Source organism: Mesorhizobium sp. W016, assembly GCF_054719485.1.
In genome coordinates this window covers 5,669,338-5,691,528 of sequence record NZ_JBTTIF010000002.1, presented here as the reverse complement: position 1 = coordinate 5,691,528, position 22,191 = coordinate 5,669,338, and the positions used below count along the sequence as shown (strand labels likewise).

Genomic DNA, 22,191 nt, shown 5'->3' with positions numbered 1-22,191 from the left:
CGCGCAATGCACATTGCTGCAACGCACCAATGCAGAAAGCGCTGAGCTTGACGCGGAGCTATGTCAGGCGAGCGGCTTCAGCTCCTGGGCGATGGTTGGCAACAGCTCCGAGACGTTGGGGTGGATATGCACGGCGCGCGCCAGCGTATCGACCGGCGCCTTGGCGTACATCAGGTCGAGCACGCAGTGCACCGCCTCGTCGCCGCCGGGGCCGAGCACGGAGCAGCCGAGGATTTGCCTGGTGTCGGCATCGACCAGGATCTTCATGAAACCTTGCGTCTCGCCCTTTTCGATGGCGCGGCCGACGCGGGTCATTGGCCGCTGGCCGACCAGCGCCTTGCGCCCGGATTTCTTCACCGCCGCCTCGGTCATGCCGCAGCGGCCGAGCGGCGGATCGATGTAGAGCGCATAGGCCTCGATGCGGTCGCTGACCTTGCGCGGATCGTCGTCGAGCAGATTGGCGGCAACGATCTCATAATCGTTGTAGGAGGTGTGGGTGAAGGCGCCCTTGCCGTTGCAGTCGCCCATTGCCCAAATGCCGGGCACGCTGGTGCGCAGCTGGTCGTCGACGGTGACGAAGCCGCGCAGATCGACCGCGACGCCGGCCTTATCGAGGCCGAGATCGTCGGTGTTGGGGGTGCGGCCGAGTGCCAGAAGCACATGCGAGCCGACCGCCGGCGGCTTGCCGGATGAGAAGGTCACGGCGATCTCCTTGCCCTGTCTGGCAAAGCGGATGTCGTCGGCGCCGACATGGACTTCTATGGCTTCGTTTTCGAGGATCGATAGGACGGCCGCCGACACGTCCTCGTCCTCGCGGCCGGTCAGGCGCGAACTCTTCTCGATGACGGTGATTTCAGAGCCGAAGCGGCGAAACATCTGCGCGAATTCAAGAGAGATGTAGCTGCCGCCGACGACGATAAGATGGCGCGGCAAAACATCGAGATCCATCATCGAGGAGTTGGTGAGGTAGTCGACGTCGTTGACGCCCGGCAGGTCGGGCACCGAGGCGCGGCCGCCGGTGTTGAGGAAGATCTTTTCGGCGGTCAGAAGGTCGCCGCCGACACGCACGGTGTTGGCGGATTCGAAGCGGGCGTGGCCGCGATAAAGCGTGCAGCCCTTCATGCCGGCGATCCACGTCTCCAGATTGCTGCGGGAGTCGTTTGTGACCTTGTCCTTGCGCGCCTTGATCCTCTTGTAGTCCACGCCGACAGGGCCTGAGAACGTCACGCCGTAGTCCGCGGCACGCCGCGCCAGATGCGCGGCATAGGCGCTGGCGACCATGGTCTTGGTCGGCATGCAGCCGGTGTTGACGCAGGTGCCGCCGACCAGCTTGCGCTCGATCAGCGCCACGCTCATGCCGGCTGACGTCAGCCGGCCGGCGAGAGGAGGGCCGGCCTGTCCGGCGCCGATGATGATGGCGTCGTATGTCTTGGCGTCTGAGGCTTGGGCAGTCATACCACCGCCGCCACGATCAGCAGGCCGCCGATGATCGCCACCGCGTCCTCGATGAGGGCGGCAGGCAAATCCTTGCCGAAGGCGGCGGCCAACCGGCCGCGCGCTTCGCCGCCGCCATAGGTGCCGATGACAGCACCGATGGCGCCGGCAATCAGGCCGCCAATGGTGGAACCGGCAGTGGCGCCGATCACCGCGCCGCTGAAGGCGCCAAGCAGGATGCGGGCGCCGAATTGCTGCGGAACCTTGCGGCTCGGCGTCGAGGGCAGCTGGTCGGTGACCAGTTCGACGATGGCAAGGATGGTGAAGATACCGACGGCGGCCCAATGGCCCATGAAACTTGCCCAGGTGCCGGCCACCGGCAGCCAGCCGAGATAGGCGCCCCAGGCGATCGCGCCCGGCGCGGTCATGGCGCGAAGACCGGCAATGACGCCGATCAGAAGTGCAAGCAAATAGAGCATGTCGATCCCCTCGAAAGCAGGCCCGGGACTGGCCCACGAGGGCAAGCTAGCATAGGTCCTACGTTTGACGAGAGTAGGCGATGGTGCTTCTTCCATCAGCGAGCATTGTACTTTGGTAACCAGTCGAACATGACGAAGGGACGGAGTCGCTGTGATGGCCGGAAGCGAACGCACAAGGATGATTGCAGGCGAATGGTACACCTGCATCGACGACGAACTGGAGGCGCTGCGGGCGATCGCGCGCGATGCGGTGTTCGAGCATAATACGATACGGCCCCAGCAACGCGGCAATATCGGCCCGGCGCTATTGGCGCTGCTCGGCAGCGCGGGCGCAGGCTCCCGCATCGAGGCGCCGTTCCACTGCGCCTACGGTTTCAACATCCATCTCGGCGACGGCGCCTTCCTCAATGCCGGCTGCACCATCCTCGATACCGCGCCGGTGCGTATCGGCAGGCGGACGCTTCTCGGCCCCAATGTGCAGATCTACTGCGCCGAGCACCACAAGGAGGCCGCTGGCCGTCAGTCGGGACTGGAGATTGCCAGGCCGGTCACCATCGGCGATGACGCCTGGATCGGCGGCAGCGCCATCATCCTCGGCGGCATCAGCATCGGCGATGGCGCCATAGTCGGCGCCGGCGCGGTGGTGACGCGCGACGTCCCTGACAACACCACGGTGGTCGGCAATCCGGCGCGGGCGGTCAAGCGGGGCTGAACTCGTCGTGGGCGGTCAGTATGAAGCCGTGCGTGCCATGCGCTCGTCCGGACCGGCTCGTCGCGAGAATTCACGCCGGTATTGGGCCGGTGACGTCTTGAGCCGTGCGGCGAAATGCTGGCGCAGCGAGGTGGCGCTGCCGAAGCCGGCTTCGAAGGCCACCATGTCCATCGATTTTTCCGTCGCCTCCAGCAGCCGTTGCGCCAGTTCGATGCGTTGGCCGGCCAACCATTCGCCAAAGCTGGTGCCGATCGATTTCTGGAAACGGCGGGTGAAAGTGCGCCGGGTCAGGCCCGCGGCCTCCGCGACGCGGTCGAGGTTGTGCGTTTGTCCGAGCGTTGCCCGCACCGTGTCGAGCGCCAGGGTGAAGCGGTCGGTGGCCGGGGTTTTCGCCAGCGGGCGCTCGATGAACTGCGCTTGCCCACCCTGCCGGTGCGGCGACAGCACGATGTGCCTGGCCAGCCGCAGCGCTACCTCTGCGCCATAGCGGGCGCGCACAATGTGCAGGCAGCAATCGAGCCCGGCGGCGACGCCGGCCGAGGTGACGATGTCGCCGTCGTCGACATAGAGCACGTCGGCGTCGACTTCGATGTCCGGGTATAATGTTTGCAGCCGGTCGGTGGAGGCCCAATGTGTCGTCGCACGCCGGCCCGCAAGCAGCCCGGCGGCGGCAATGGCGAAGGTGCCGAGACAGAGGCCGACGATCACCGCACCGCGCCGGTGCGCGTGGGTGAGCGCTGCCAGGAGCGGCGGCGGAAGTGGGGCCTCGAGATCCTTCCAGCTCGGAATGATGACGATGTCGGCATCGTCGAATGCGGAAAGGCCATACGGCACCGCGATGGTCAGCCCGGCATCGGTGTGGATCGCTCCATCGTCGAGCGCGCAGACGCGAAAGTCGAAACGCGGCAAGCCAAGCTTGGTGCGGTCGGTGCCGAACACCACGCACGGCACGGAGAGGTGGAACGGGCTGATGCCGTCAAAGGCGAGAACGGCAATGATCGGGTCGGCCATGCGTGTTTCCAGCAAGCGAAAAGCGAATTGTCCTAATTCTTTCGAATGATGTCAATCGGGCCACTTTGGCAGTCGGGCGATCCGCCTATTTTCGACCTATCCCATTCAAGCCCGAAGGAGAACACCATGTCCGCCAATATCACGCCGCGCCGCGCGCTCATCGTCATCGATGTCCAGAACGATTATGATGGCGGCAACCTCGCCATCCAGTATCCGCCGTTCCGCGACAGCGTCGTCAATGTCGCGCGCGCTATGGATGCCGCCGCTGCGGCCGGCGTGAAGGTGGTGGTCGTCAAGCAGATGGCGCCCGAGACCTCGCCAGTCTTCGCCAAGGGCAGCCATGGCGGCGAACTGCATCCCGAGATCGCCCGGCGAAGCCGCGATCACTATGTCGAGAAGTCACTGCCTAGCGCCTTTGCCGGCACCGACCTCGAGGCGTGGCTGCGCGCCAATACCATCGATACGATAACGGTGATCGGCTACATGACGCATAATTGCGACCTGTCGAGCATCATCCACGCCGCGCATGTCGGCTTTGCGGTCGAGTTCCTGTCCGACGCCACCGGTTCGCTGCCTTACGCCAACAGCGCCGGCTACGCCTCGGCCGAGGAGATCCACCGCGTGGTGTCCATCATCCTGCAGTCGCGCTTTGCGGCCGTGCTCAAGACCGCCGAATGGATCGATTGCCTGAAGACCGGTGCTTTGCCCGAACGCGACACGCCCTATGCGTCCAACCAGCGCGCGCTGGCGCGCAACGCTGCATAGGCAAATTGCCGCGAAGGAACAGGGGCGCCGCAGTCTGCGGCGCCCTTTGGCGTTCCTGATCACGAACACCGGGGCGTGGCCTCGTTTGGAAGTCTTTTCGGCTGGGCCCATTCACTTTCGGGATGATGAGCCGGCTAAACGCAAGAAACTCAGATCGGGCTCTATCTCAGGATGGGGAACTGGAGAACAGAGTGAAGTCTTTCACAGACGAAGGCCTCTCTCCGAGGAACGGTATATCTGGATCAAGGGGTGGGACGGGGTAGACTTCCCCGGGAGAAACAAGTGAAAGCGCGAATTGCACGAACTACAGTCGTTCTCGCCTTGGCTGGTGCCGCGGCACTCTTGCCATGGCCCGCTTTCGCCCAGGTCCCTCCGCACGCGCCGGGGACGATCTGCTTCACTCAATCCTTCTGGTGCTGGGCGCAGCCGCCCGGCCCGCCCGGATATCCGTGCGGGTGCCCGTCGCAATACGGCTATGTGCCGGGCTATCTAGGGTAGTCGTCAGGCGGGGGGATTTCACGATGACGACGACACCGGCCGACCCTCTCGTTTCTGGACTCATCGCGGACGCCAAGCTGGTCGCCAACTACGGCCGCTACGGTGTGTTCAAGGACAGTTCCCTGTTTGCGGCCATCGGCAATGCCGAAAAGCTCGACGATGCGACGGCCAGCCAGCCTGAGGTCGTCAATCTTCAGACGGTTTTCAACGATTGTTCCGGCACCGTGCCATTTGCCACCCTGGCGGCACTGCGATCGGGCTGGTCGCCCGGTGACATGTCGCGCAAGACCGCGCTGGCGACGTACTTTCTCGTGGCTCTTTCCGTGCTTTTCATGGTTGTAACCGGAAGATTGACGTACATTTACAACAAGGGAGTCGCGATAAACTCCGAACTCATAGAAATCGACAACAATGATTTCAGCGCACGGTTCGGACAGGCGATACGCCAGGTTTGGGCGACGAAGAAACAACTGAGCTCGGCATCGTCCGAGCAGGCTTCGACCACGGATCTGACGCTTCTGAAGGACGCCTATTACAATTCGGAAGATAGCCTTCACGCTCTCGACCAGCGCTTTTCCTCCCTGGTGAGAAGAGCGCAAGGGTTCATGACTGAGGACGCGCAATTCCCGATCTGGGGAATGCAATGGATGTACTGCAAATTTTATTCAACCTCCACGGCAGATGGCGTAGCGGCGGGCCAGGCTCAGTATTCCCAGCAAGGTGCCATAGACCAGTTCTGTGACCAGCCGCTGGGGGTGAGTAAATCCACGCCTCCAGACAAGCTCAAGGAGCTCCCCAATCAGCCGGATGCCTATTGCGCGCAGATAAACACCGAAAAGAAAAACCCGAACAATCTTGAAGGTACGTCTTCGGAAAAAGTGACGGACGTGAATGCCGATTTCGACGAGGCAACGCGCAGCCTGCAGTGCGACGGAGTGATCACGATCGCGCCGAACTCGATCTACACGCTGACCGCGCAGATAAAGACGCTGGACGAGGTTCTCAGCCCATATGCCTTGTGGATACTCCCGGCCTTCTACGGCGCGCTAGGAGCCATCATGTTTCACATGCGGATGATCCTCAATCCGCTGCTGCCCAATCCACCGCTGTCGCGGCTGATCCACAGGATCGCACTGGGGGCGCTGGCCGGCATGGTGCTTGCCTGGTTTGTAGCACCGGGCACCAAGCTTGGAGAGGAGGCTTCGGGAATAGGCTTCAGCCTCTTCACCTTCTCCTTCCTGTTTGGGTTCAGTCTGGATATCTTCTTCACCATTCTCGACCAGTTCGTCAGCATGTCGGTCGCCGGGATCAAGAAGTTCGGGTCCTCGACAGTGGCGTGAGAAGCCCGGCAAGCAAAAGGGCGCCGCATGGCTGCGGCGCCCTTGGTTGTCGAGACAAATCTCAGAACAGGCCTTCGATCTGGCCGGCCTCGTTGAGGAAGATTTTTTCCGAGGACGGCGCCTTGGGCAGGCCGGGCATGGTCATGACCTCGCCGCAGATGACGACGACGAAGCCGGCGCCCGCCGAAAGCCTGACCTCGCGCACCGGCACGGTGTGCCCGGTCGGCGCGCCGCGCAGGTTCGGGTCGGTCGAGAAGGAATATTGGGTCTTGGCCATGCAGACCGGCAGGTGCCCGTAGCCGGCCTGCTCCCAGGCATGCAGCTGGTCGCGCACCGACTTGTCGGCGATCGCCTCGTCGCCGCGATAGATGCGCTGGACGATGGTGTTGATCTTCTCGAACAGCGGCATTGCGTCGGGATAGAGCGGCGCGAACTGCGAGGCGCCGGATTCGGCGATCTCGACGACCTTGCGCGCCAACTCCTCAATGCCGGCAGAGCCATTGGCCCAATGCTTGCACAGGATCGCCTCGGCGCCGAGCGAGGCGACGAAATCCTTCATCGCCTGGATTTCCACCTCGGTATCGGTGGTGAAATGATTGATCGCCACGATCGCAGGCACGCCGAACTGTTTCACATTCTCGATGTGGCGGCCCAGATTGAGGCAGCCCTTCTTGACTGCCTCGATGTTTTCCTTGCCGAGGTCTTCCTTCTTGACGCCGCCATTCATCTTCATGGCGCGCACGGTGGCGACGATGACGGCAGCCGCCGGCTTCAAACCCGCCTTGCGGCACTTGATGTCGAAGAATTTTTCGGCTCCGAGGTCGGCGCCGAAGCCGGCTTCGGTGACGACGTAGTCGGCGAGCTTCAGCGCCGTGGTGGTGGCGACCACCGAGTTGCAGCCATGCGCGATGTTGGCGAACGGGCCGCCATGCACGAAGGCAGGGTTGTTCTCCAGCGTCTGCACCAGGTTTGGCTGCATGGCGTCCTTCAGCAGCACCGCCATGGCGCCGTCGGCCTTGAGGTCGCGGGCATAGACCGGCGTCTTGTCGCGGCGGTAGGCGACGATGATGTCGCCAAGGCGCTTTTCCAGATCCTTGAGGTCGGTGGAAAGGCACAGGATAGCCATGACTTCCGAGGCGACGGTGATGTCGAAGCCGGCCTCGCGCGGATAGCCGTTGGCGACGCCGCCGAGCGAGCAGATGATTTCGCGCAGCGCCCGGTCGTTCATGTCCATGACGCGGCGCCAGGCGACGCGGCGGGTGTCGATGCCGAGCTCATTGCCCCAGTAGATGTGGTTGTCGATCAGCGCCGACAGAAGGTTGTGCGCCGTGGTGATGGCGTGGAAGTCGCCGGTGAAGTGGAGGTTCATGTCCTCCATCGGCACGACCTGCGCGTAGCCGCCGCCGGCGGCACCGCCCTTGACGCCGAAATTCGGGCCGAGCGAAGCCTCGCGGATGCAGACGATCGCCTTCTTGCCGATGCGGTTCAGACCGTCACCAAGGCCGACGGTGGTGGTCGTCTTGCCTTCGCCGGCCGGCGTCGGGTTGATGGCGGTGACGAGGATCAGCTTGCCGTCCTTGTTGCCCTTCACCGATTTGATGAATTCGGCCGAAATCTTCGCCTTGTCGTGGCCGTAGGGCAAAAGGTGCTCGGTCGGGATGCCGATCTTGGCGCCGATCTCCTGGATCTGCTTTTTCTTGGCGCCGCGCGCGATCTCGATGTCGGACTTCACTTCGGCCATGACGGCTTTCCTTCGGATTGGACGGTGGAGGGGACGGGTTTGATCTCACTCGCAGGCATGTTGAACCCGGGCGCGGGCATGTTCTAACCCTGTCGCTCCCGCGGCGTCAACTTGCATGCAACTATGTTTCCTATGAAGAAAGTGTCTCTGCGGCCGGCCGACCTGTCGCCGGTTCTTCCTGGCTCCGTTGCCGCGCCGTATAGAAGCCAGAGGACGCGACGTTCCGCCGTCTCAAAACAGCCGCCCAATGCACGGAATGCGACAGAGGCGACGGCGCAAATTCGCCATCGCTCGCCGGGAAAGCTGTGAACGCTACTGAGTCAGGACGTTGCTGATCTCGACCATGTTGGAGCGCACGCGAAGCACGTAGAAACCCATCGTCGTCAGGTGCGTCGGCATGATCCAGCCATCCTCGCGGCCATTGGCGATGATGAAGGGCTGGATGCGCAGCGCCGAGACGAATTGCGCATCCATCGTGTCCCACAGATTGCCGAGATGCTTTTCCTTGATGACGTCCTCGAAGTCGGCCTGGGCGCCTTTCATCAGGCCGTAATAGGCATAGAGCTGGCCATAGGCGAACCAGAAGCGGTCATCGGCGCGGAAGTCGAACCAGCCATTGTTGTGGTTTTCGGCGCGCTCCTTGAGGATCGCGGAGGTGGAACCGATGTCGGAGGAGATGCGGTCGATATACTGCTTCAGATTGTCGGCGCGGGCATCGAACGTCGCCTGGCAGCTGCCGAGGCGGGCGTTGAAGGAGCGCAGCTTGGTGACGGCATCGCGATAATAGCTCGGCGTCGGCGTCTTGGGGCCGAACGGGTTGAGGCCGAAATACCAGGTCTCCTCGTCGAACTGCAGATTGCCGCGCGCATCCTGCAGGTCGCCGTCGATCTGCGATGTGGTGCGAACACGCCCGAGATTGTCGGCAAGCTCGGTGGCGGTGCGCCGCACCGCCTGGTTGATGCCGCGCTGGAACGAGGCCTTGTTGTCCATGAACGGCGTGTTGTCCCAGTCGATGCCGAACAGGCCGAGTTTGTAGAGGATCATCGACGAGATCCAGGCATTCTGGTTGACGTTGAAGTCCGTCAGGTCGGCCGCCACCTGGGCGATGCCCGAATTGCCGCAGGTCTTGGCGGTGTCGGTGCCTGCGCCGGCGGCGACCTGTTCGCCGGCGGAAATGTTGCGGTTCTCGAAGGTGTATTTGTCGACGTAGTTGGGATCGAACTTGTTCCACCACTGGGTGGCGTAGAAGAAATTGGCGTAGAGGCCGATCAACACCAGAAGCGCGAGGCCGACCACAGCCTTCAGGATCCAGCCGCGCTGCGTATACCAGCGCCCAGCCCAGAGGAACGGCCACAGGATCGCGCCGATGACGAGGCCGATGCCGCGGCCGATCCATTGGAAGATGCGGGTGAAGAAATTCACGATCGGATCAAGCATGGCTCTCGTTCACCCCTCAGTCAGTCAGGCCGTAAAGGCGCGTGCGAAACGCCACTTTGTCTTTCAAATATGTGGTTTTCAGAACGTCCACAACATGCGACCGCCAGGCGTCGCTGTAGCCGTCATAGTCCTTGTAGAAGCCCGGCTTGTTGAAGACGTAACGCGAGACAAAGTCCTGCGGCACGAAATCCGAGATCAGCTGGTTGGTCAGCCAGGCGTCGGGATGGTCGGGCTTGCCACGCACGACCAGGAAGCGCTGTTGCGGAAACACATCCTCGATCTTGAGATGGCCGAGCTGGGCGATCTCACGCTTGGCGGCGTTGAGAAAGGGGAAATTGCCGTCCTTGGTGATCAGATCGGCATGGCCATGGATCCAGGTCTGCAGCCAGACCTTGTCGACCTCGGTCAAATTGCGGTTCGGCTCTGTGTCGCGGATGAGAGCGCGCACCACCATCTCGGCGCGATGCTCGAGATAGCCCGAGCTTTCGACCCATGACGCACGGGGCAGTTCGATGCGGCCGGTGCTGGCCAGGAACTTGAACACCTTGTCGGCATCGTTGATCGAGAGATAGCTGACCTGCCAGGGCCGCGAACGGCGAAAGCCGGGGGCGGCCGGGTCGCCGATGACGGTGGTCATATCAGGATCGACGAAGACGTAGACGCCGCCGAAATGGCTGGTCCAGTAGGCGTTGTGGCGGAAGATCACCTGGTCGGGCACCAGCGCATTCTCACGGATATCGCCGCAGACCTTCGCCAGCTCCACCATACGGCTCAGCATGGTGTTGTCGCGCCAGGCATCGGGCTCCTGCTTCAGCCGGTCGACCAGCTTGCCGAGTTCGGCGGCCTTGCCCAGCACGTCCTCGGCCGAAAGCACCCTGAACTCGACCTGGCTGATCGACAGCAGATCCTCGATGTCGTTGACCAGGGGAACGGAATCCTCGATCTCCCCGTAGATGACATCCTTGATCGTCAGCGCATCGATGGCGCGCTGGTTCTTGGACATGAACTCGAACATCAGCTGCGAGGTGTTGGAAAAGGCGGTGTGCACCACCGGCAGATCGATCTGCGACGGCGTCAGGATGATGAAGCGGCGGTTGACCTCGTTGGGGTCGAGATAATCGTAATCGCCGCATTCCTCGGCCACTTCGGGCGAGAAGCCGGTGCGGTCGATCTGGAAGCTCTTCAGCTTGGTCGGTTTGAGGCCGAAGGCGACAAGCGCCTTGTTGTAACGCTGGATGAGGTGCGGCTCGTCGACGGTGAGCAAGCGGCCGTAGATCAGCTCATTGTCGCGGAGAAGGTCGGGCTTTTTGGCGTGGCTCATGCAGAACGTTCCGAGTGGCGTTGCCTGTTGTGGCGAAGCGCCAACGCTGACGCCTCCCTCTCCCCGTTCTGCACGGGGAGAGGGCAAGGGTGAGGGGTAGCGCTAGCATTCAAGGACATGTCTCCCCATGGCCTTTGGCGGCAATAAATCGAAGATCATTGGTCCGGATGTGCCGATCGAGGTGCTGTTCGATAGCTGCCAGTATGGTCGTAGCGATCTCTGGTCCACGCATGCGCCGCCCCTCACCCTTGCCCTCGCCCCGTGAAGGACGGGGAGAGGGGGGCGTCAGCGTTAGCGCCAAGCCTTTCAGCACCCGCGGGCAGCGAAGGAAGCTCACGCATTCCACAGCCCCTTCTTCTTCATCTCCTCCATCTCGCGCCCCGCCCGTTCGCGCAGGCGTGCGTCGCGCAGCAGCTTCTCCACCGCGGCGTCGTCGGATTTGTCGGAATAGCGGAACTCCGAGTCGGCGTAGCGGTTGATCTCCTGCATGACCATGTCCATCGAGAACGGCCCACGCAGTTCCTCGATCATGGCTTTCTTCTCGTCGTAGCCCTTGTGCATGAAGGCTTCCGGCTTCTCGAACCAGTCGTCGGGCAGCTCGATGTCCATGGCGCGCATCTTGATGGCGTCGGTGACGTTCTTGATGGCTCGGCCGGTGAAGCGCGGCTCGGCATCCTTGATCAGGTGCAGATAGGTGCCGATGTCGGCCATCGATTTCGGCGCGCCATTCTCCTTCATGTAGCGCTCATAGACCTTCATCAGCCCGTCTTCCTGAGGCTTCTCGTGCTCCTCGTAGGCTTCGGTCACCGCGCGCTGGATCTCCTGCGCGGCGTAGAGCTTGTGGTCGCCGAGTGGGATCTTGTGGTTCTTGCCGGCAAGCAGGACGAAGATGTCGATATAGTCGTCGCGGCTCTGTGGGCCGTCGACCAGCCAGCGGGCCCCGGCGCGCTGGCGCAGCGCATCGTCGACATTTTCGGGATAGTTGGAAAACATGCCGAACGAGCAATTGCCGCGCACCACCGTGCCGGCGCCGGCAAAGGCGTCCATCAAGACGCCGGTGATTTCCTGTTGGCCGGCCGAGGCGCGGTCGTCGGAGCGGCGGGCCGCCACCTGGTCGATGTCGTCGACGGTGCCGAAACCGATGACACGTGGGTTCAAGACATTGTTGATGAACTGGCGGCAATTCTGGCCGGATTTGCCTTGGTAGGACGAGATCTGGTCGACGCCGAAGTTCTCATAGGCGAAGGGATAGCCGGTAACCTGGCAATAATTGTTGACGAGGCCGGCGATCATCTGGATCAGCGTCGTCTTGCCGGTGCCCGGCGCGCCATCGCCGATGAAGGTGAAGAGGAAGCCGCCGAGCTCGACGAACGGGTTCAGCTCGCGCTCGAAATCATAGGCCATCAGCATCTTGGCGAGCTTAACCGACTGGTATTTGGCGATGTGGTTGCCGACGACCTCTTCGGGCTTCTTGAAGGTCATCACCAGCGGTTTCGAACGCTTGCCGGGCGCGACGTCGAAGCCGTCGAGGGTGAAATCGTCGGCGTCGATGCGGATGTGGGCGTTCTCGAACGGACCGATGCCGTCGAAGCGGCCTTTGCGGGCCAGCAGCCCATCAATGGCGACCCGTGCAAAAGCTCGCGCGCGCGTCGTCAGGTCGCCATCGTCCTTGGAGTCCGCAATCGCCTTGTCGAGACCGGCGACGATCGACTTCACCGCGTCCTGCGGCGTGTCGAACAGGAAGTCGGGTTCGGGGATATCGTTGGGCGCCTCGCCATCGCTGTCGATCAGCTGGAACAGATAGGAGGCAAGGCTGAAGGCCGAAACGTAAGCAGAGGCTGACAGAAGCTTCTTGAAGGTCGCCGCCTCATCGCCCTCAAGAGGCGCACGGGTGTTCTTGGCCTGGAGGCTTTCGAGGTCGGAGCCCTCGGCGAAGACGTCGGAGATGGCGAGCGCTATCGCCAGGCCGCGGCGGGCGCGGAACAGCAGCGTGTGCTGCGGGATGCTCATCAACTGGTCGTCGGGATGGATCGCGGCAACGGTCTTGGTAAGCTCGACCTCGCGGGTACGGCGCACCGAGCCGACCGAGACTGTCGAGACAAAGCGGCGATTGGTGCCGGCAAGTGCTGTGCCGGATTCGCGCGCAGGGTCTTCCAGAACCACGACGCGGGTGATGAAGCTCTGCGCCGTGGCGCGGTGCTTTTCGATTGCGGCTTCCGGGATGGTGGTCAGGCCGGTGTCCATCGTATCAATCCTCCTCGCGACTCACTCTTGTGCCTGCCCTCGCGTGAGCAAAATTGAAAACATCCCGTCAAAGGGTTCGTGATCGGGAAAGCGTTCGGCTTGAAAGATGGCCTCTCCCGGCCCTCCAAGCTTGAAACGGCAACGCTCAGTCCGTGCAAGACAATAAGCGACAGCCTGGTACTCAGTTAGGTCCGCTAACATCGCGCTAACGCAAATCTGATTCGGTTTTCCGTTGTTAGATGGCGGTCCGAATTCAACACGGTCTTCTGGCTCAAATGCATATCTTTTCATCAATCTTGGCCAGTGATATTCGATAAGTCTTTGTCTATTGTCGCAAAAGAACTGAATCACGATTTTTACATCGTAACTATATCTTGGTTGCCGACTCTGTCTTATTCCAACGATCGGACGGGATGAATTACGTGTTCGGACAGGTAATTTTTCGACCAGAATTAGCATGACGCCTCCGGATCGAATGTGACGGTATGCTTCATATTGATCCAATTCGTACCAATAGAAAGTACAGATCGTGTCACCGTCTGTATTTTCATCTTCAGACCGCGAAGTAACCGGTCTGTAGCCGAACCCGGAAAACCATTCGGATAAGCCGGAAATTTGTTGAAGAACAAAAAACGCGGCAAGCGCCGGGTCTGCAACATCGATGTAATTGAAAGCTTCAAGCTTCCGCACCCCATCCGGTAATCCTCGATGACGCCACCGACTTTCAACGTGAACCCGGTGTCCGAGAATGCGCTCAAGGTTACGCAATGGTCGGGCGGTCAGTTTGTGTTTCTTGTAAGCACCGATATGCATATCGACATCCCACCAAGCGAGAACCCGGTAGGGCGATTCATTACTGCGGGAAGCAAGGTTATCCGTTTCGATCACAATCGCCTTCTGCCCCTGACCGCGCCCCGGAGATTGTCAGGCCCACCAAAAATGCCACCTCACACATCGCTGATCACCTGTCCGTTGGACAGAATATGGACCTTGTAGCCGGAAAAGATCTTTTGAGCTTCGCCGGCGGCGTAGAGTGCTTGATAGGCTTCGTGCGGGATCAGGGCGTGGTTCTCGTAGCTCGACACACCCTGGCGCGCGGCTTCGAGATCGTCGGTGTTGATAAAGAATTCCTGCGTCGTCTTCTCGCTCGAAAACAGCCCCTTGCGGCCGGGCTTCTCGCCCTTGGAGTAGACCTCCTGGATTGTCCAGGTGAGCAGCCAGGCATTTTCCGGCTTGCGCACCTTGGCAAGCACCTCGGTCACGGTCGAATTGTTGTCGGTAATGCCTGCGGAATAAAAGGGGCCGAGCACGACGCGGCGCAGCTGCTTAGGGTGCAGCGGCTCGAAATCCTTGTCGAGATTGACCGCAATCGTTGCGGGCGAAAGCGTGTAGGCGGAATTCTTCTCGGTGAAATCGTCGAAGCGATGGGCGAGTTCGGGGTTGAGCAGGCCGTCCACCGGCAGCGGGATGTCGACCCGTTCATTGAGCTTGCCGTTGCTGTCAACGAGCTGCCGGATCATGCTTTCGGAGGAATCCTCCACCGTCACCATGTAGACCAGCGGCAGGTTGGCGCTGCCGTCGAAGCTCGCCCAGTGCACGAGGTAATAGGGGCGCCCGGTCTTTGGATTGACCGAGACCTTGGCCGTCTGCGCCAGCGAGAACGGGCCAAAAGTCTGTTCGCTCTTGACGTCCTCGAGATAGAGCCGCTCGGCCATCGACTTCTGCAGCGCTTCGGGGAATTCCTTGTGGCGCAGGATGAAGTCGGCCATTTCCTCGCGCAATTCGCCGGCCAGCGGAATGTTGGCCAGCCGCGCCTCGGCCTGGCGGCGGTCGTTTTCCAGTTCGAGCAGGTTCTGGAAGACGGGATAGCCGCTGTCGGCGCGCGAAATGCGGAACGTGTCCATGAAGCCGAGCCGGTTGCGCCAGCAGGAAAACGATTTGTCCAGCCGGGCAATGTATTCGGCGACAATCTTGGCGACGATGCCGTGCCGGTAAAGCGGCGAGCGGTCGTCGCGCATGAACACTTCGAGGCCGCTGAGTGCCGCCGTGATGGCGGAAAAATAGCGCGCCGCCGCTTCGTTTTCGGGAGTCATGCCGGTGTGCCCGCGTGCAGCCGCTCCTTACGACTGCACGTAGTTGGCCGAATTGTGCTTCTTCATCACGTCGTCGAAACGGCGGGCGAAGGCGTCGTCGGCGAGCTTCTTGCGGCGCTGGATGTCGGAGCTGGCGACCATGTTCTTCTCGTGCATTTCGAGGAGATCGCCGATGTGCTTTTGCGAGGCGGCGCCAATGCCGGCCATGGTCTCTTCGGCGGTGTTGTCAACCTGGCTGCCCAGCGTGTTGATCTTGTGGGCGACATCCTGCTGGGCGGCGGTCTTCAAGGAATCTTCCAGTGCCTTGTAGAGCACGATGCGCTGCTCGGTATCGATGGTCAGCTTGTTGATCAGCGTCGACTGCGCTGCGATCTGATTGTTGAGCGAATTGACGAAGGTCTGGAACATCGAGGTGTAGCGTTCCAGCGTCTGGCTTTCGGCCAGAAGCTCCTGCTCCTTGGCCTGCTTTTCATTGTATTCGGTCGCCAGTTTCGAGCGCTCGCCCTCAAGCTGCGTGCGCTCCTTCTGACTGGTAGAAGCGGCGATCTTGTTTTCGATGTCGAGCAGCAGCGGATTGACCTCCTCGATGCGCTTCTGCACCGCCTCGAGGTTGGTCATGGTGACCTTGCGGCGCTCGATCACCTGCGACAGGCTGTTTTCCGAGGTCTTGTAGCGCTGGTCGAGGACCTCTTTCTGCGCTTTCAGGATGCCGACGATGGTGTCGGACTTGACCAGAAGCTCCTGCAGATTGCCGGCCAGCGACATGTTGCGGACGCGGTCGGTGCGCATGCGCTGCTTGCGTTGCGCCGAGAAGACGCCGACGAAGCTTTCCCAGCCGGTGTAGTTCTTCATGCTCTCGAATTCGGTGCCGAAGACGTTGGTGGCGTCTTCCAGGCCGATGATCAGGTCGGCAATGTTGCCTTCCATCACCTTCTGCTGCTTCAGCACGTCCTCGATGCGGGCATTCTCGATGTCGAAATTGGCGTCGCCGATCTTCTTGTCGGCGGTGGCCAGCGTATCAAGCACCGTGCCCGACTGCTCGATCTTGGAGCGCATGTCCTGCACGACCTGCCTGGTCTTGGCAATTTCGGCATCGAAATTCTGCAATGTCGCCATAGGGGCCTCCCGCTTCGGCTTCCGGTCGCTGGCTGCGAACAGCGGCGAATATATGTGGGGTATCAGGGGATTGAAAGACGCAAGACAAGACCCGCCCCGAAAACAAAAAAATGCCTGGTCGTCTTGAAAGGCAATGAAGGCGGGGTCATGGCGTGATTAACCAGCCGGCCAAGTATTGTTCAATTGTCATTGAACTTTGACGGCTGCGAAGAAGTCGATCTCGGACAGTGTGGGTGTGCTGAATTCGACAGAGGGCTCAATGAGTTGCAAGTGCGAGACAGCTGGCGGAAGCCGTCGCCATCACGCTACGCATCGCGCTGTTCAAGGCTTCGGATCGGCCTTCAGATAGGCGATGACGTTGGCGATGTCCTCGTCGCTGCTCAGGCCGGAGAAGCCCATCCTGTTGCCGGGTACTTTCAGCTTGGGAGCGCCGAGATAGGCTTTGAGGTTGGCTTCGTCCCAAACGAGGCCGGCCGCGCCGGCGTCCTTCATGGCCTGCGAATAGTTGAAGTTCTGGGCGGTGCCGGCGGTGCGGCCGACGATACCGAGGAGATGCGGGCCGACCTTGTCGCGGTCGCTTGCCGCCTCGTGACAGGCCATGCAGCGGTAGAACACTTTCTTGCCAAGTGCTGCATCGCCGTCGGCCAGCGCGGCGAGGATACCGGCCAAGTAAATGACAAGGCCTGATGAAATGGCTCGAAGCATGGCGGTTCCCGGCTGGCTCTGGCTGAGGGCAAAATAGGCTGCAGGCCTTAACAAACGCCGTATGCCGGTGGATAGCAGCCGGGCTCAATCCGTGCGCGGGATCGCCGCGACCGCCTGCTTGACCTGCTTTTCAATCGCCGCCGACGAATGATTGTCGCGCACGAAAGCGCGGCCGATCTCCGCCATCTCGGCGGCCGCTTGCGGGCGTGTCGCGAGATCGATGATTTTCAATGCCAACTTGCCGGCATCGTCGCTGGACAGGAAATGCCTGCCCGCCTGCAGGCCAAGCCCTTCGACGGCCTTTTCGGTGGCGGCGACGACAAGGCCCGCCGCCATCGCCTCCAGCACCTTGATGCGGGTTCCGCCGCCGAAGCGCAGCGGGATCGGCGCATAGCCGGCACGCCCAAGCAATTCCGGCAGATGCGGTGGGTTCTCGATCAACCGCAGACCATGCCTGGTGCATAGACCGCGCACGACATCGCGCGGGTTTCTGCCGGCGACGGTGATCGACCAGGGCCGGCCGGAGGCGGCGAGGCGCGGCGCCATCGCGCGGCCTATCTGCTTGACGGCGTCGATGTTTGGGAAGTAGCCGAGATGCCCGATGAAGCACAGGCTGAGCTCACTGAAGCGCTCGGCAGCAATCGGCAGGGAAAGCACGCTCTCGTCTGGAATGGGGTTGGCGACGAACCTGACGTCGTTGACGGGGCCGAGAGCGGACAGAAGCGCTTCGTCGGCCCGCGAACAAACCCAGACCTGTTCGGCCAGGGCAGCCGCACACCTGTCGGCTTCGCGCGCCTCTGCCTTCCTTCGCCTGTTTTGGCGCCAGTCTCGAATTTGCTGCCACAGCGTCAGGCCGGCGATCCGGTCGGACACCGTCCGGGAATCAATGTTGTGCTGGTCAAGGACGGTGCGCGCGCGATGCTTCGGCGCCAGCGTCAGCAGCTGCGAAAGCACGATCTCCTCGATCACCACGAGATCGGGCGCGAATTCCCTCCAGATGGCGTCGGCTTCGGCCAGCTCGTCGTCCGGCATCATATGCACGGTCGGGTGCGGGCTGCGCCTGCCCCAGGGCGCCCTGCCGCGCGCTGCCTCGATGATCCGGTGACGGATGTTCGGCGGTGTGGAGGGTGCCGGGGCGCCAGTCAGGCTTACCGTCAGGACCTCGCCCATCGATGCCAGGGCGCGTGCATTGGCGGCGTTCCGGATCTCTCCGCCGGAGACCGGCGGAAACGGGCAATCAACTGTGAACTGCAGAATTTTCATGTTGTCCCGGCCGTTCAGCCTCTGGTGAAGCCAATGAAATCGTCGGGCGCGGCGCGGCCCATTTCCTCTTCCCAGTGGCGGCGGCAGAGCGAGATATAGACGTCCTTGCCGATCGCCACCTGTTCGCCTTGTCTGGCCACCTTGCCGTCAGCGCCGAGACGCACGACCATCGTCGCCTTGCGGCCGCAGCGGCAGATGGTGCGCACTTCGCGCAGATCGTCTGCGATGGCCAGAAGCGCTCGCGAACCGGAAAACAGATTGCCCTGGAAATCGGTGCGCAGGCCGTAGCACATCACCGGGATGTTCAGCCGGTCGGCGATACGGGCGAGCTGCCAGACCTGCTCTTCCTCGAGAAATTGCGCCTCGTCGACAAAGATGCAATGCACCGTCGTATGTTCGTGATGCTCGGCGACGCGAGCGTAGAGATCGTCGCCGTCGCGGAACATCTCGGCCTCCGTCTCCAGGCCGATGCGCGACGAGATCAGCCCGGTGTCGCCCTTTCTGTAGTGGCCGGCGACGAACAGCATCGTCGTCATACCGCGTTCGCGATAATTGTAGGACGCCTGCAGCAGCATTGTCGTTTTGCCGGCATTCATCGTCGCATAGTGGAAGTAGAGCTTGGCCATGCCGTCCTTTTAAGCCGAGTTGGCGCGGCGCGGGGAGAGGGCACCGCTGCATTTGATGGGAAAAGCCGTCTGCAATCGAAAAAGCGGCGGGCGTGTCGCTGTTTGGCCAGTCCGCGCCGTTGATCGTGATTGTCTTAGCGCTTGAAACCACACCAGAATGGTGTTTGGCTGACGAAACAAGGCGGGCAGAGAAACCGTAACTACGCTTCGCCAAAGAATCACAATGGGAGACTGCCAATGTCGCGTATGAACACCTTCGTCGCCGGCCTCGGCCTGGCGACTTTTCTGTCCACGAGCGCTGCACTTGCCGGCGATCCGGAGAGCTGCAAGGCGGTGCGCCTTTCCGATGTCGGCTGGACCGACATCCAGGCAACCACCGGCGTCGCTTCGGTGCTGCTCACCGCGCTCGGCTACGAGCCGCAGACGATCCAGCTATCGGTACCGGTGACCATGGCGTCGCTGAAAAACAAGGATCTCGACGTCTTCCTCGGCAACTGGATGCCGTCGATGACCAACGACATCAAGGACTACACCGCCGATGGTTCGGTCGAGACGATCGGCACCAACCTGACCGGCGCCGGCTACGGCATCGTCGTACCGACCTATGTCGCGGAGGCCGGCGTCAAGTCGCTGACCGACATCGGCAAGTTCAAGGACAAGTTCAACGGCAAGATTTACGGCATCGAGGCGGGCAATGACGGCAACCGCATCATCCTCGACATGATCAAGAACCCGAAGGACAATCTCGAAGGCTTCGAGCTGGTCGAGTCCTCGGAAGCCGGCATGCTGACGCAGGCCGAGCAGTCGATCAAGAACAATGAGTGGATCGCGTTCCTCGGCTGGACGCCGCATCCGGTGATGGGCGCCATGAAGCTCACCTATCTCGACGGCATGGGCGACAGCGGCTTCGGCGCCGCCACCGTCTACACCAATGTGCGCAAGGGCTACACCACCGAATGCCCGAATGCCGGCAAGTTCATCGCCAACCTGAAGTTCAACCTGGACATGGAAGGCGAGATGATGGACGCGATCCTGAAGGGCGGCGACGCCAACACGGTCGCAGCCGACTGGCTGAAGAAGCACCCTGACGCGGTTGCGCCGTGGATTGCCGGCGTCACCACCTTCGATGGCGGCGATGCGGCAGCGGCGGTCAAGACCGCGCTCGGAAGCTGAGCCGACTAATTCGGCCAAGCCGAACCAGGAAGGGCAGCCAATCTAGAAAAGGCTGCCCTTTTTCATATCCTGTGAGAAGATGACCTAATGAGAGCGGAGGCCGGAAGCAGGCGGTCTCTCGCATGAGAGGGGCGATATGGATCCGATTTCGAAATTCATGGTCGATCACAAGATACCGATCGGCGCCTGGGGAAAGGCGTTCTTCGGTTTCCTCACCGACAATTTCGACACCGTGTTCAGGGCCTTCTCGAATGGCCTCAATTTCCTGCTCGACGGGCTGGTTGGCATCCTTTTGATGGTGCCGCCGGTGCTGCTGGCGCTGATCATCGCCATCATCGCCTGGCTGCTGCAGCGCTCGCGCCCGCTGGCCATAGGCGTCTTTCTCGGCCTGATCTTCATCATCAACCAGAACCTCTGGAAGCAGACGGTGCAGACGCTGGTGCTGGTCGTGGCCGCCGCCGCCATGGCGATGGCCATCGGCGTGCCGCTCGGCATCTGGGCCGCGCACAAGCCGAAGGTCTACCGCATCATGCTGCCGGTGCTCGACCTGATGCAAACGCTGCCGACCTTCGTCTACCTGATCCCGGTTCTGACCCTGTTCGGTCTCGGCAACGCGCCCGGCCTCATCGTCACCATCATCTTTGTCATCCCGACCGCGGTCCGGCTCACCCATCTCGGCGTCGTCTCGGTGCCGAAGTCGATCATCGAGGCCGGCGAGGCGTTCGGCGCCACCAAGCAGCAGCTGCTGTGGAAGGTCGAGCTGCCCTCGGCCTTGCCGACCATCATGGCCGGGCTGACGCAATCGATCATGCTGTCGCTGTCGATGGTGGTGTTTGCAGCACTGATCGGCGCCGGCGGCCTCGGCACTGAAATCAACCGCGCGCTCGGCTCGCGCCGCATCGATCTCGGGCTCGAGGCGGGCCTGGCGATTGTCGTACTCGCCATCGTGCTCGACCGGATGACGCGTATCGGCGTTGGAGGCAAGAAATGACCGTCGCCGTCGATTTCAAAAATGTCGATATCGTCTTCGGCTCCGACCAGGCGGGTTCGCTGGCTCTGATCGACGGCGGCGCCACGCGCGCCGAAATCCTTGAAAAGACCGGCAATGTGCTGGGTTGCGCCGGCGCCAGCCTGACCGTGCATGAGGGCGAAATCTCGGTGCTGATGGGCCTGTCCGGCTCCGGCAAGTCGACGCTGCTGCGGGCGGTCAACCGGCTCAACGTGGTGTCGCGCGGCCAGGTGCTGGTCAAGGACGGCGACAATATCGTCGATGTCGTGACCTGCGATCAGGCGACGCTGCGGCGGCTGCGGCAGAAGCAGGTGGCGATGGTGTTCCAGCAGTTCGGCCTGCTGCCTTGGCGTACGGTGGAGGAGAATGTCGGCCTCGGCCTCGAACTCGCCGGCGTGCCGGAGCAAGAGCGCAAGGAGCGCGTGCAACGCCAGCTGAAACTGGTCAATCTCGACCAGTGGTCGAAGAAATACGCGCATGAGCTGTCCGGCGGCATGCAGCAGCGCGTCGGCCTGGCCCGTGCCTTCGCCACCGAGGCGCCGATCCTGCTGATGGACGAGCCGTTCTCGGCGCTCGATCCGCTGATCCGCACCAAGCTGCAGGACGAATTGCTGCAGCTGCAGGCGGAGCTGAAGAAGACCATCATCTTCGTCAGCCATGATCTGGAAGAGGCGCTGAAGATCGGCACCCACATCACCATCATGGAGGGCGGTCGCATCGTGCAGACCGGGGCGCCGGAAGACATCGTGCTCAAGCCCGCCAATGACTATGTCCGCGACTTCATCGCCAATGTGAATCCGTTGTCCGTGCTGACCGCCTGGAACGTCATGCGCGACAGCCGCGACCTCGAGCACGGCGATAATGGCTGGGTGTGGCTCGACCGGCGCAAGACGACGCGCTTTAAGATCGACGAGCACGGGCTGGTGGCGGCGGCGGAACGCGACGGCAAACCGGCGGTATGGGTTTCATGCGCCGATGTCGAGGCGCAGCCGGAGGAGACGGCGCAGGTGTTCTGGGCCAACCCCGGCACGTCGCTGAAGACGGTGATGCTGGCCATGCACCGCTCGCAGACGGCACCCGTGGCGCTGTTCGACGACCAGTCGCGCTTTGTCGGCGCGATCGGGATACGCGATGTGCTGAGCGCGGTGTTGCGGCGCTAGATCATGATGAGATTTGGTTGAAATCTCATCATGATCTAACCCTTTGTTGGAGCATGATCTTTTC

At 61.8% G+C, this 22,191-nt stretch carries 20 protein-coding genes; 7 read left to right on the top strand and 13 right to left on the bottom strand.

The annotated features are described in order from the left end of the window. Window positions 1-63: 63 nt before the first annotated feature. Window positions 64-1,455: an FAD-containing oxidoreductase gene (locus ACYG9V_RS27900; protein WP_023686171.1), complete on the bottom strand. Its 1,392-nt coding sequence runs from the start codon at window positions 1,453-1,455 to the stop codon at window positions 64-66. After that, window positions 1,452-1,913, bottom strand: coding sequence for a membrane protein (locus ACYG9V_RS27895; protein ID WP_023686170.1), 462 nt, complete (start codon window positions 1,911-1,913; stop codon window positions 1,452-1,454). Before ACYG9V_RS27895 ends, ACYG9V_RS27900 begins: the two co-directional genes overlap by 4 nt. Window positions 1,914-2,067: 154 nt before the next feature. On the opposite strand from ACYG9V_RS27895, the gene ACYG9V_RS27890 reads away from it, so the two are divergent. Beyond that, window positions 2,068-2,625, top strand: a complete 558-nt coding sequence (locus ACYG9V_RS27890; protein ID WP_352762362.1) for a sugar O-acetyltransferase — start codon at window positions 2,068-2,070, stop codon at window positions 2,623-2,625. A 15-nt stretch (window positions 2,626-2,640) separates the two neighbouring features. On the opposite strand, the gene ACYG9V_RS27885 is transcribed toward ACYG9V_RS27890, so the two are convergent. Continuing rightward, window positions 2,641-3,636: a GlxA family transcriptional regulator gene (locus ACYG9V_RS27885; RefSeq protein ID WP_023669983.1), complete on the bottom strand. Its 996-nt coding sequence runs from the start codon at window positions 3,634-3,636 to the stop codon at window positions 2,641-2,643. Window positions 3,637-3,762: 126 nt separating this feature from the next. Between ACYG9V_RS27885 and ACYG9V_RS27880 the strand changes: the two genes are divergently transcribed. Together ACYG9V_RS27880 and ACYG9V_RS27875 are read left to right on the top strand one after the other, a co-directional pair. Further along, window positions 3,763-4,401: an isochorismatase family protein gene (locus tag ACYG9V_RS27880; protein WP_023748141.1), complete on the top strand. Its 639-nt coding sequence runs from the start codon at window positions 3,763-3,765 to the stop codon at window positions 4,399-4,401. 521 nt (window positions 4,402-4,922) lie between these two features. Beyond that, window positions 4,923-6,239, top strand: a complete 1,317-nt coding sequence (locus ACYG9V_RS27875) for a hypothetical protein (RefSeq protein WP_023691612.1) — start codon at window positions 4,923-4,925, stop codon at window positions 6,237-6,239. Between the two features lie 61 nt (window positions 6,240-6,300). Here ACYG9V_RS27875 and ACYG9V_RS27870 read toward each other — a convergent pair whose 3' ends face one another. The 3 genes from ACYG9V_RS27870 to ACYG9V_RS27860 all read right to left on the bottom strand — a co-directional run bounded on the left by ACYG9V_RS27870 (window position 6,301) and on the right by ACYG9V_RS27860 (window position 10,738). Beyond that, window positions 6,301-7,980, bottom strand: a complete 1,680-nt coding sequence (locus ACYG9V_RS27870; RefSeq protein ID WP_023683662.1) for a formate--tetrahydrofolate ligase — start codon at window positions 7,978-7,980, stop codon at window positions 6,301-6,303. 312 nt (window positions 7,981-8,292) lie between these two features. Beyond that, window positions 8,293-9,417 carry a DUF2333 family protein gene (locus tag ACYG9V_RS27865; protein ID WP_023686165.1) on the bottom strand — a complete coding sequence of 375 codons (1,125 nt, stop codon included), beginning with the start codon at window positions 9,415-9,417 and terminating at the stop codon, window positions 8,293-8,295. Window positions 9,418-9,433: 16 nt separating this feature from the next. Next, complete coding sequence (locus tag ACYG9V_RS27860; protein ID WP_023691610.1) at window positions 9,434-10,738, bottom strand: DUF6638 family protein; 1,305 nt, start codon at window positions 10,736-10,738, stop codon at window positions 9,434-9,436. 127 nt (window positions 10,739-10,865) lie between these two features. On the opposite strand from ACYG9V_RS27860, the gene ACYG9V_RS27855 reads away from it, so the two are divergent. Beyond that, a complete protein-coding gene (locus ACYG9V_RS27855) occupies window positions 10,866-11,003 on the top strand; it encodes a hypothetical protein (RefSeq protein ID WP_352762360.1) in 138 nt (45 codons plus the stop codon). Between the two features lie 68 nt (window positions 11,004-11,071). Here the strand turns inward: ACYG9V_RS27855 and ACYG9V_RS27850 are convergent, their stop codons facing one another. From ACYG9V_RS27850 to ACYG9V_RS27820, 7 genes are all read right to left on the bottom strand, one after another. Beyond that, window positions 11,072-12,982, bottom strand: coding sequence for an AAA family ATPase (locus ACYG9V_RS27850; RefSeq protein WP_352762358.1), 1,911 nt, complete (start codon window positions 12,980-12,982; stop codon window positions 11,072-11,074). Window positions 12,983-13,003: 21 nt separating this feature from the next. Further along, window positions 13,004-13,870 carry a hypothetical protein gene (locus ACYG9V_RS27845; RefSeq protein WP_352762357.1) on the bottom strand — a complete coding sequence of 289 codons (867 nt, stop codon included), beginning with the start codon at window positions 13,868-13,870 and terminating at the stop codon, window positions 13,004-13,006. Between the two features lie 59 nt (window positions 13,871-13,929). Beyond that, complete coding sequence (locus ACYG9V_RS27840) at window positions 13,930-15,075, bottom strand: hypothetical protein (protein WP_023683666.1); 1,146 nt, start codon at window positions 15,073-15,075, stop codon at window positions 13,930-13,932. A gap of 27 nt (window positions 15,076-15,102) precedes the next feature. Further along, window positions 15,103-16,191, bottom strand: a complete 1,089-nt coding sequence (locus tag ACYG9V_RS27835; RefSeq protein ID WP_460222047.1) for a hypothetical protein — start codon at window positions 16,189-16,191, stop codon at window positions 15,103-15,105. A 321-nt stretch (window positions 16,192-16,512) separates the two neighbouring features. Continuing rightward, entirely contained in the window at window positions 16,513-16,896 is a 384-nt protein-coding gene (locus ACYG9V_RS27830; protein WP_023669991.1) for a c-type cytochrome, read from the bottom strand. An 84-nt stretch (window positions 16,897-16,980) separates the two neighbouring features. Next, window positions 16,981-18,159: a glycosyltransferase gene (locus ACYG9V_RS27825; RefSeq protein WP_352762355.1), complete on the bottom strand. Its 1,179-nt coding sequence runs from the start codon at window positions 18,157-18,159 to the stop codon at window positions 16,981-16,983. A 14-nt stretch (window positions 18,160-18,173) separates the two neighbouring features. Then, window positions 18,174-18,785 carry a thymidine kinase gene (locus tag ACYG9V_RS27820; protein WP_023683669.1) on the bottom strand — a complete coding sequence of 204 codons (612 nt, stop codon included), beginning with the start codon at window positions 18,783-18,785 and terminating at the stop codon, window positions 18,174-18,176. Window positions 18,786-19,022: 237 nt separating this feature from the next. Between ACYG9V_RS27820 and ACYG9V_RS27815 the strand changes: the two genes are divergently transcribed. From ACYG9V_RS27815 to choV, 3 genes are all read left to right on the top strand, one after another. Next, the gene (locus ACYG9V_RS27815; RefSeq protein ID WP_023686157.1) at window positions 19,023-19,958 is read left to right on the top strand and encodes a choline ABC transporter substrate-binding protein; all 936 of its coding nucleotides are present in this window, start codon (window positions 19,023-19,025) and stop codon (window positions 19,956-19,958) included. 136 nt (window positions 19,959-20,094) lie between these two features. Beyond that, window positions 20,095-20,949: a choline ABC transporter permease subunit gene (choW, locus tag ACYG9V_RS27810; protein WP_023669995.1), complete on the top strand. Its 855-nt coding sequence runs from the start codon at window positions 20,095-20,097 to the stop codon at window positions 20,947-20,949. After that, window positions 20,946-22,127, top strand: coding sequence for a choline ABC transporter ATP-binding protein (gene choV, locus ACYG9V_RS27805; protein WP_023669996.1), 1,182 nt, complete (start codon window positions 20,946-20,948; stop codon window positions 22,125-22,127). The genes choW and choV overlap by 4 nt, the downstream gene beginning before the upstream one ends. Window positions 22,128-22,191: the final 64 nt, after the last annotated feature.

What these genes read in the sequence shown, in the direction of transcription:
- ACYG9V_RS27865 (WP_023686165.1), bottom strand. Translation starts at nt 9,417, where the DNA reads ATGCTTGATCCGATCGTGAATTTCTTCACCCGCATCTTCCAATGGATC.
- ACYG9V_RS27850 (WP_352762358.1), bottom strand. Translation starts at nt 12,982, where the DNA reads ATGGACACCGGCCTGACCACCATCCCGGAAGCCGCAATCGAAAAGCAC.
- ACYG9V_RS27835 (WP_460222047.1), bottom strand. Translation starts at nt 16,191, where the DNA reads ATGGCGACATTGCAGAATTTCGATGCCGAAATTGCCAAGACCAGGCAG.
- ACYG9V_RS27830 (WP_023669991.1), bottom strand. Translation starts at nt 16,896, where the DNA reads ATGCTTCGAGCCATTTCATCAGGCCTTGTCATTTACTTGGCCGGTATC.
- ACYG9V_RS27870 (WP_023683662.1), bottom strand. Translation starts at nt 7,980, where the DNA reads ATGGCCGAAGTGAAGTCCGACATCGAGATCGCGCGCGGCGCCAAGAAA.
- ACYG9V_RS27900 (WP_023686171.1), bottom strand. Translation starts at nt 1,455, where the DNA reads ATGACTGCCCAAGCCTCAGACGCCAAGACATACGACGCCATCATCATC.
- ACYG9V_RS27825 (WP_352762355.1), bottom strand. Translation starts at nt 18,159, where the DNA reads ATGAAAATTCTGCAGTTCACAGTTGATTGCCCGTTTCCGCCGGTCTCC.
- ACYG9V_RS27875 (WP_023691612.1), top strand. Translation starts at nt 4,923, where the DNA reads ATGACGACGACACCGGCCGACCCTCTCGTTTCTGGACTCATCGCGGAC.
- ACYG9V_RS27885 (WP_023669983.1), bottom strand. Translation starts at nt 3,636, where the DNA reads ATGGCCGACCCGATCATTGCCGTTCTCGCCTTTGACGGCATCAGCCCG.
- ACYG9V_RS27855 (WP_352762360.1), top strand. Translation starts at nt 10,866, where the DNA reads ATGGCCTTTGGCGGCAATAAATCGAAGATCATTGGTCCGGATGTGCCG.
- ACYG9V_RS27890 (WP_352762362.1), top strand. Translation starts at nt 2,068, where the DNA reads ATGGCCGGAAGCGAACGCACAAGGATGATTGCAGGCGAATGGTACACC.
- choW (WP_023669995.1), top strand. Translation starts at nt 20,095, where the DNA reads ATGGATCCGATTTCGAAATTCATGGTCGATCACAAGATACCGATCGGC.
- choV (WP_023669996.1), top strand. Translation starts at nt 20,946, where the DNA reads ATGACCGTCGCCGTCGATTTCAAAAATGTCGATATCGTCTTCGGCTCC.
- ACYG9V_RS27815 (WP_023686157.1), top strand. Translation starts at nt 19,023, where the DNA reads ATGTCGCGTATGAACACCTTCGTCGCCGGCCTCGGCCTGGCGACTTTT.
- ACYG9V_RS27880 (WP_023748141.1), top strand. Translation starts at nt 3,763, where the DNA reads ATGTCCGCCAATATCACGCCGCGCCGCGCGCTCATCGTCATCGATGTC.
- ACYG9V_RS27860 (WP_023691610.1), bottom strand. Translation starts at nt 10,738, where the DNA reads ATGAGCCACGCCAAAAAGCCCGACCTTCTCCGCGACAATGAGCTGATC.
- ACYG9V_RS27895 (WP_023686170.1), bottom strand. Translation starts at nt 1,913, where the DNA reads ATGCTCTATTTGCTTGCACTTCTGATCGGCGTCATTGCCGGTCTTCGC.
- ACYG9V_RS27820 (WP_023683669.1), bottom strand. Translation starts at nt 18,785, where the DNA reads ATGGCCAAGCTCTACTTCCACTATGCGACGATGAATGCCGGCAAAACG.
- ACYG9V_RS27840 (WP_023683666.1), bottom strand. Translation starts at nt 15,075, where the DNA reads ATGACTCCCGAAAACGAAGCGGCGGCGCGCTATTTTTCCGCCATCACG.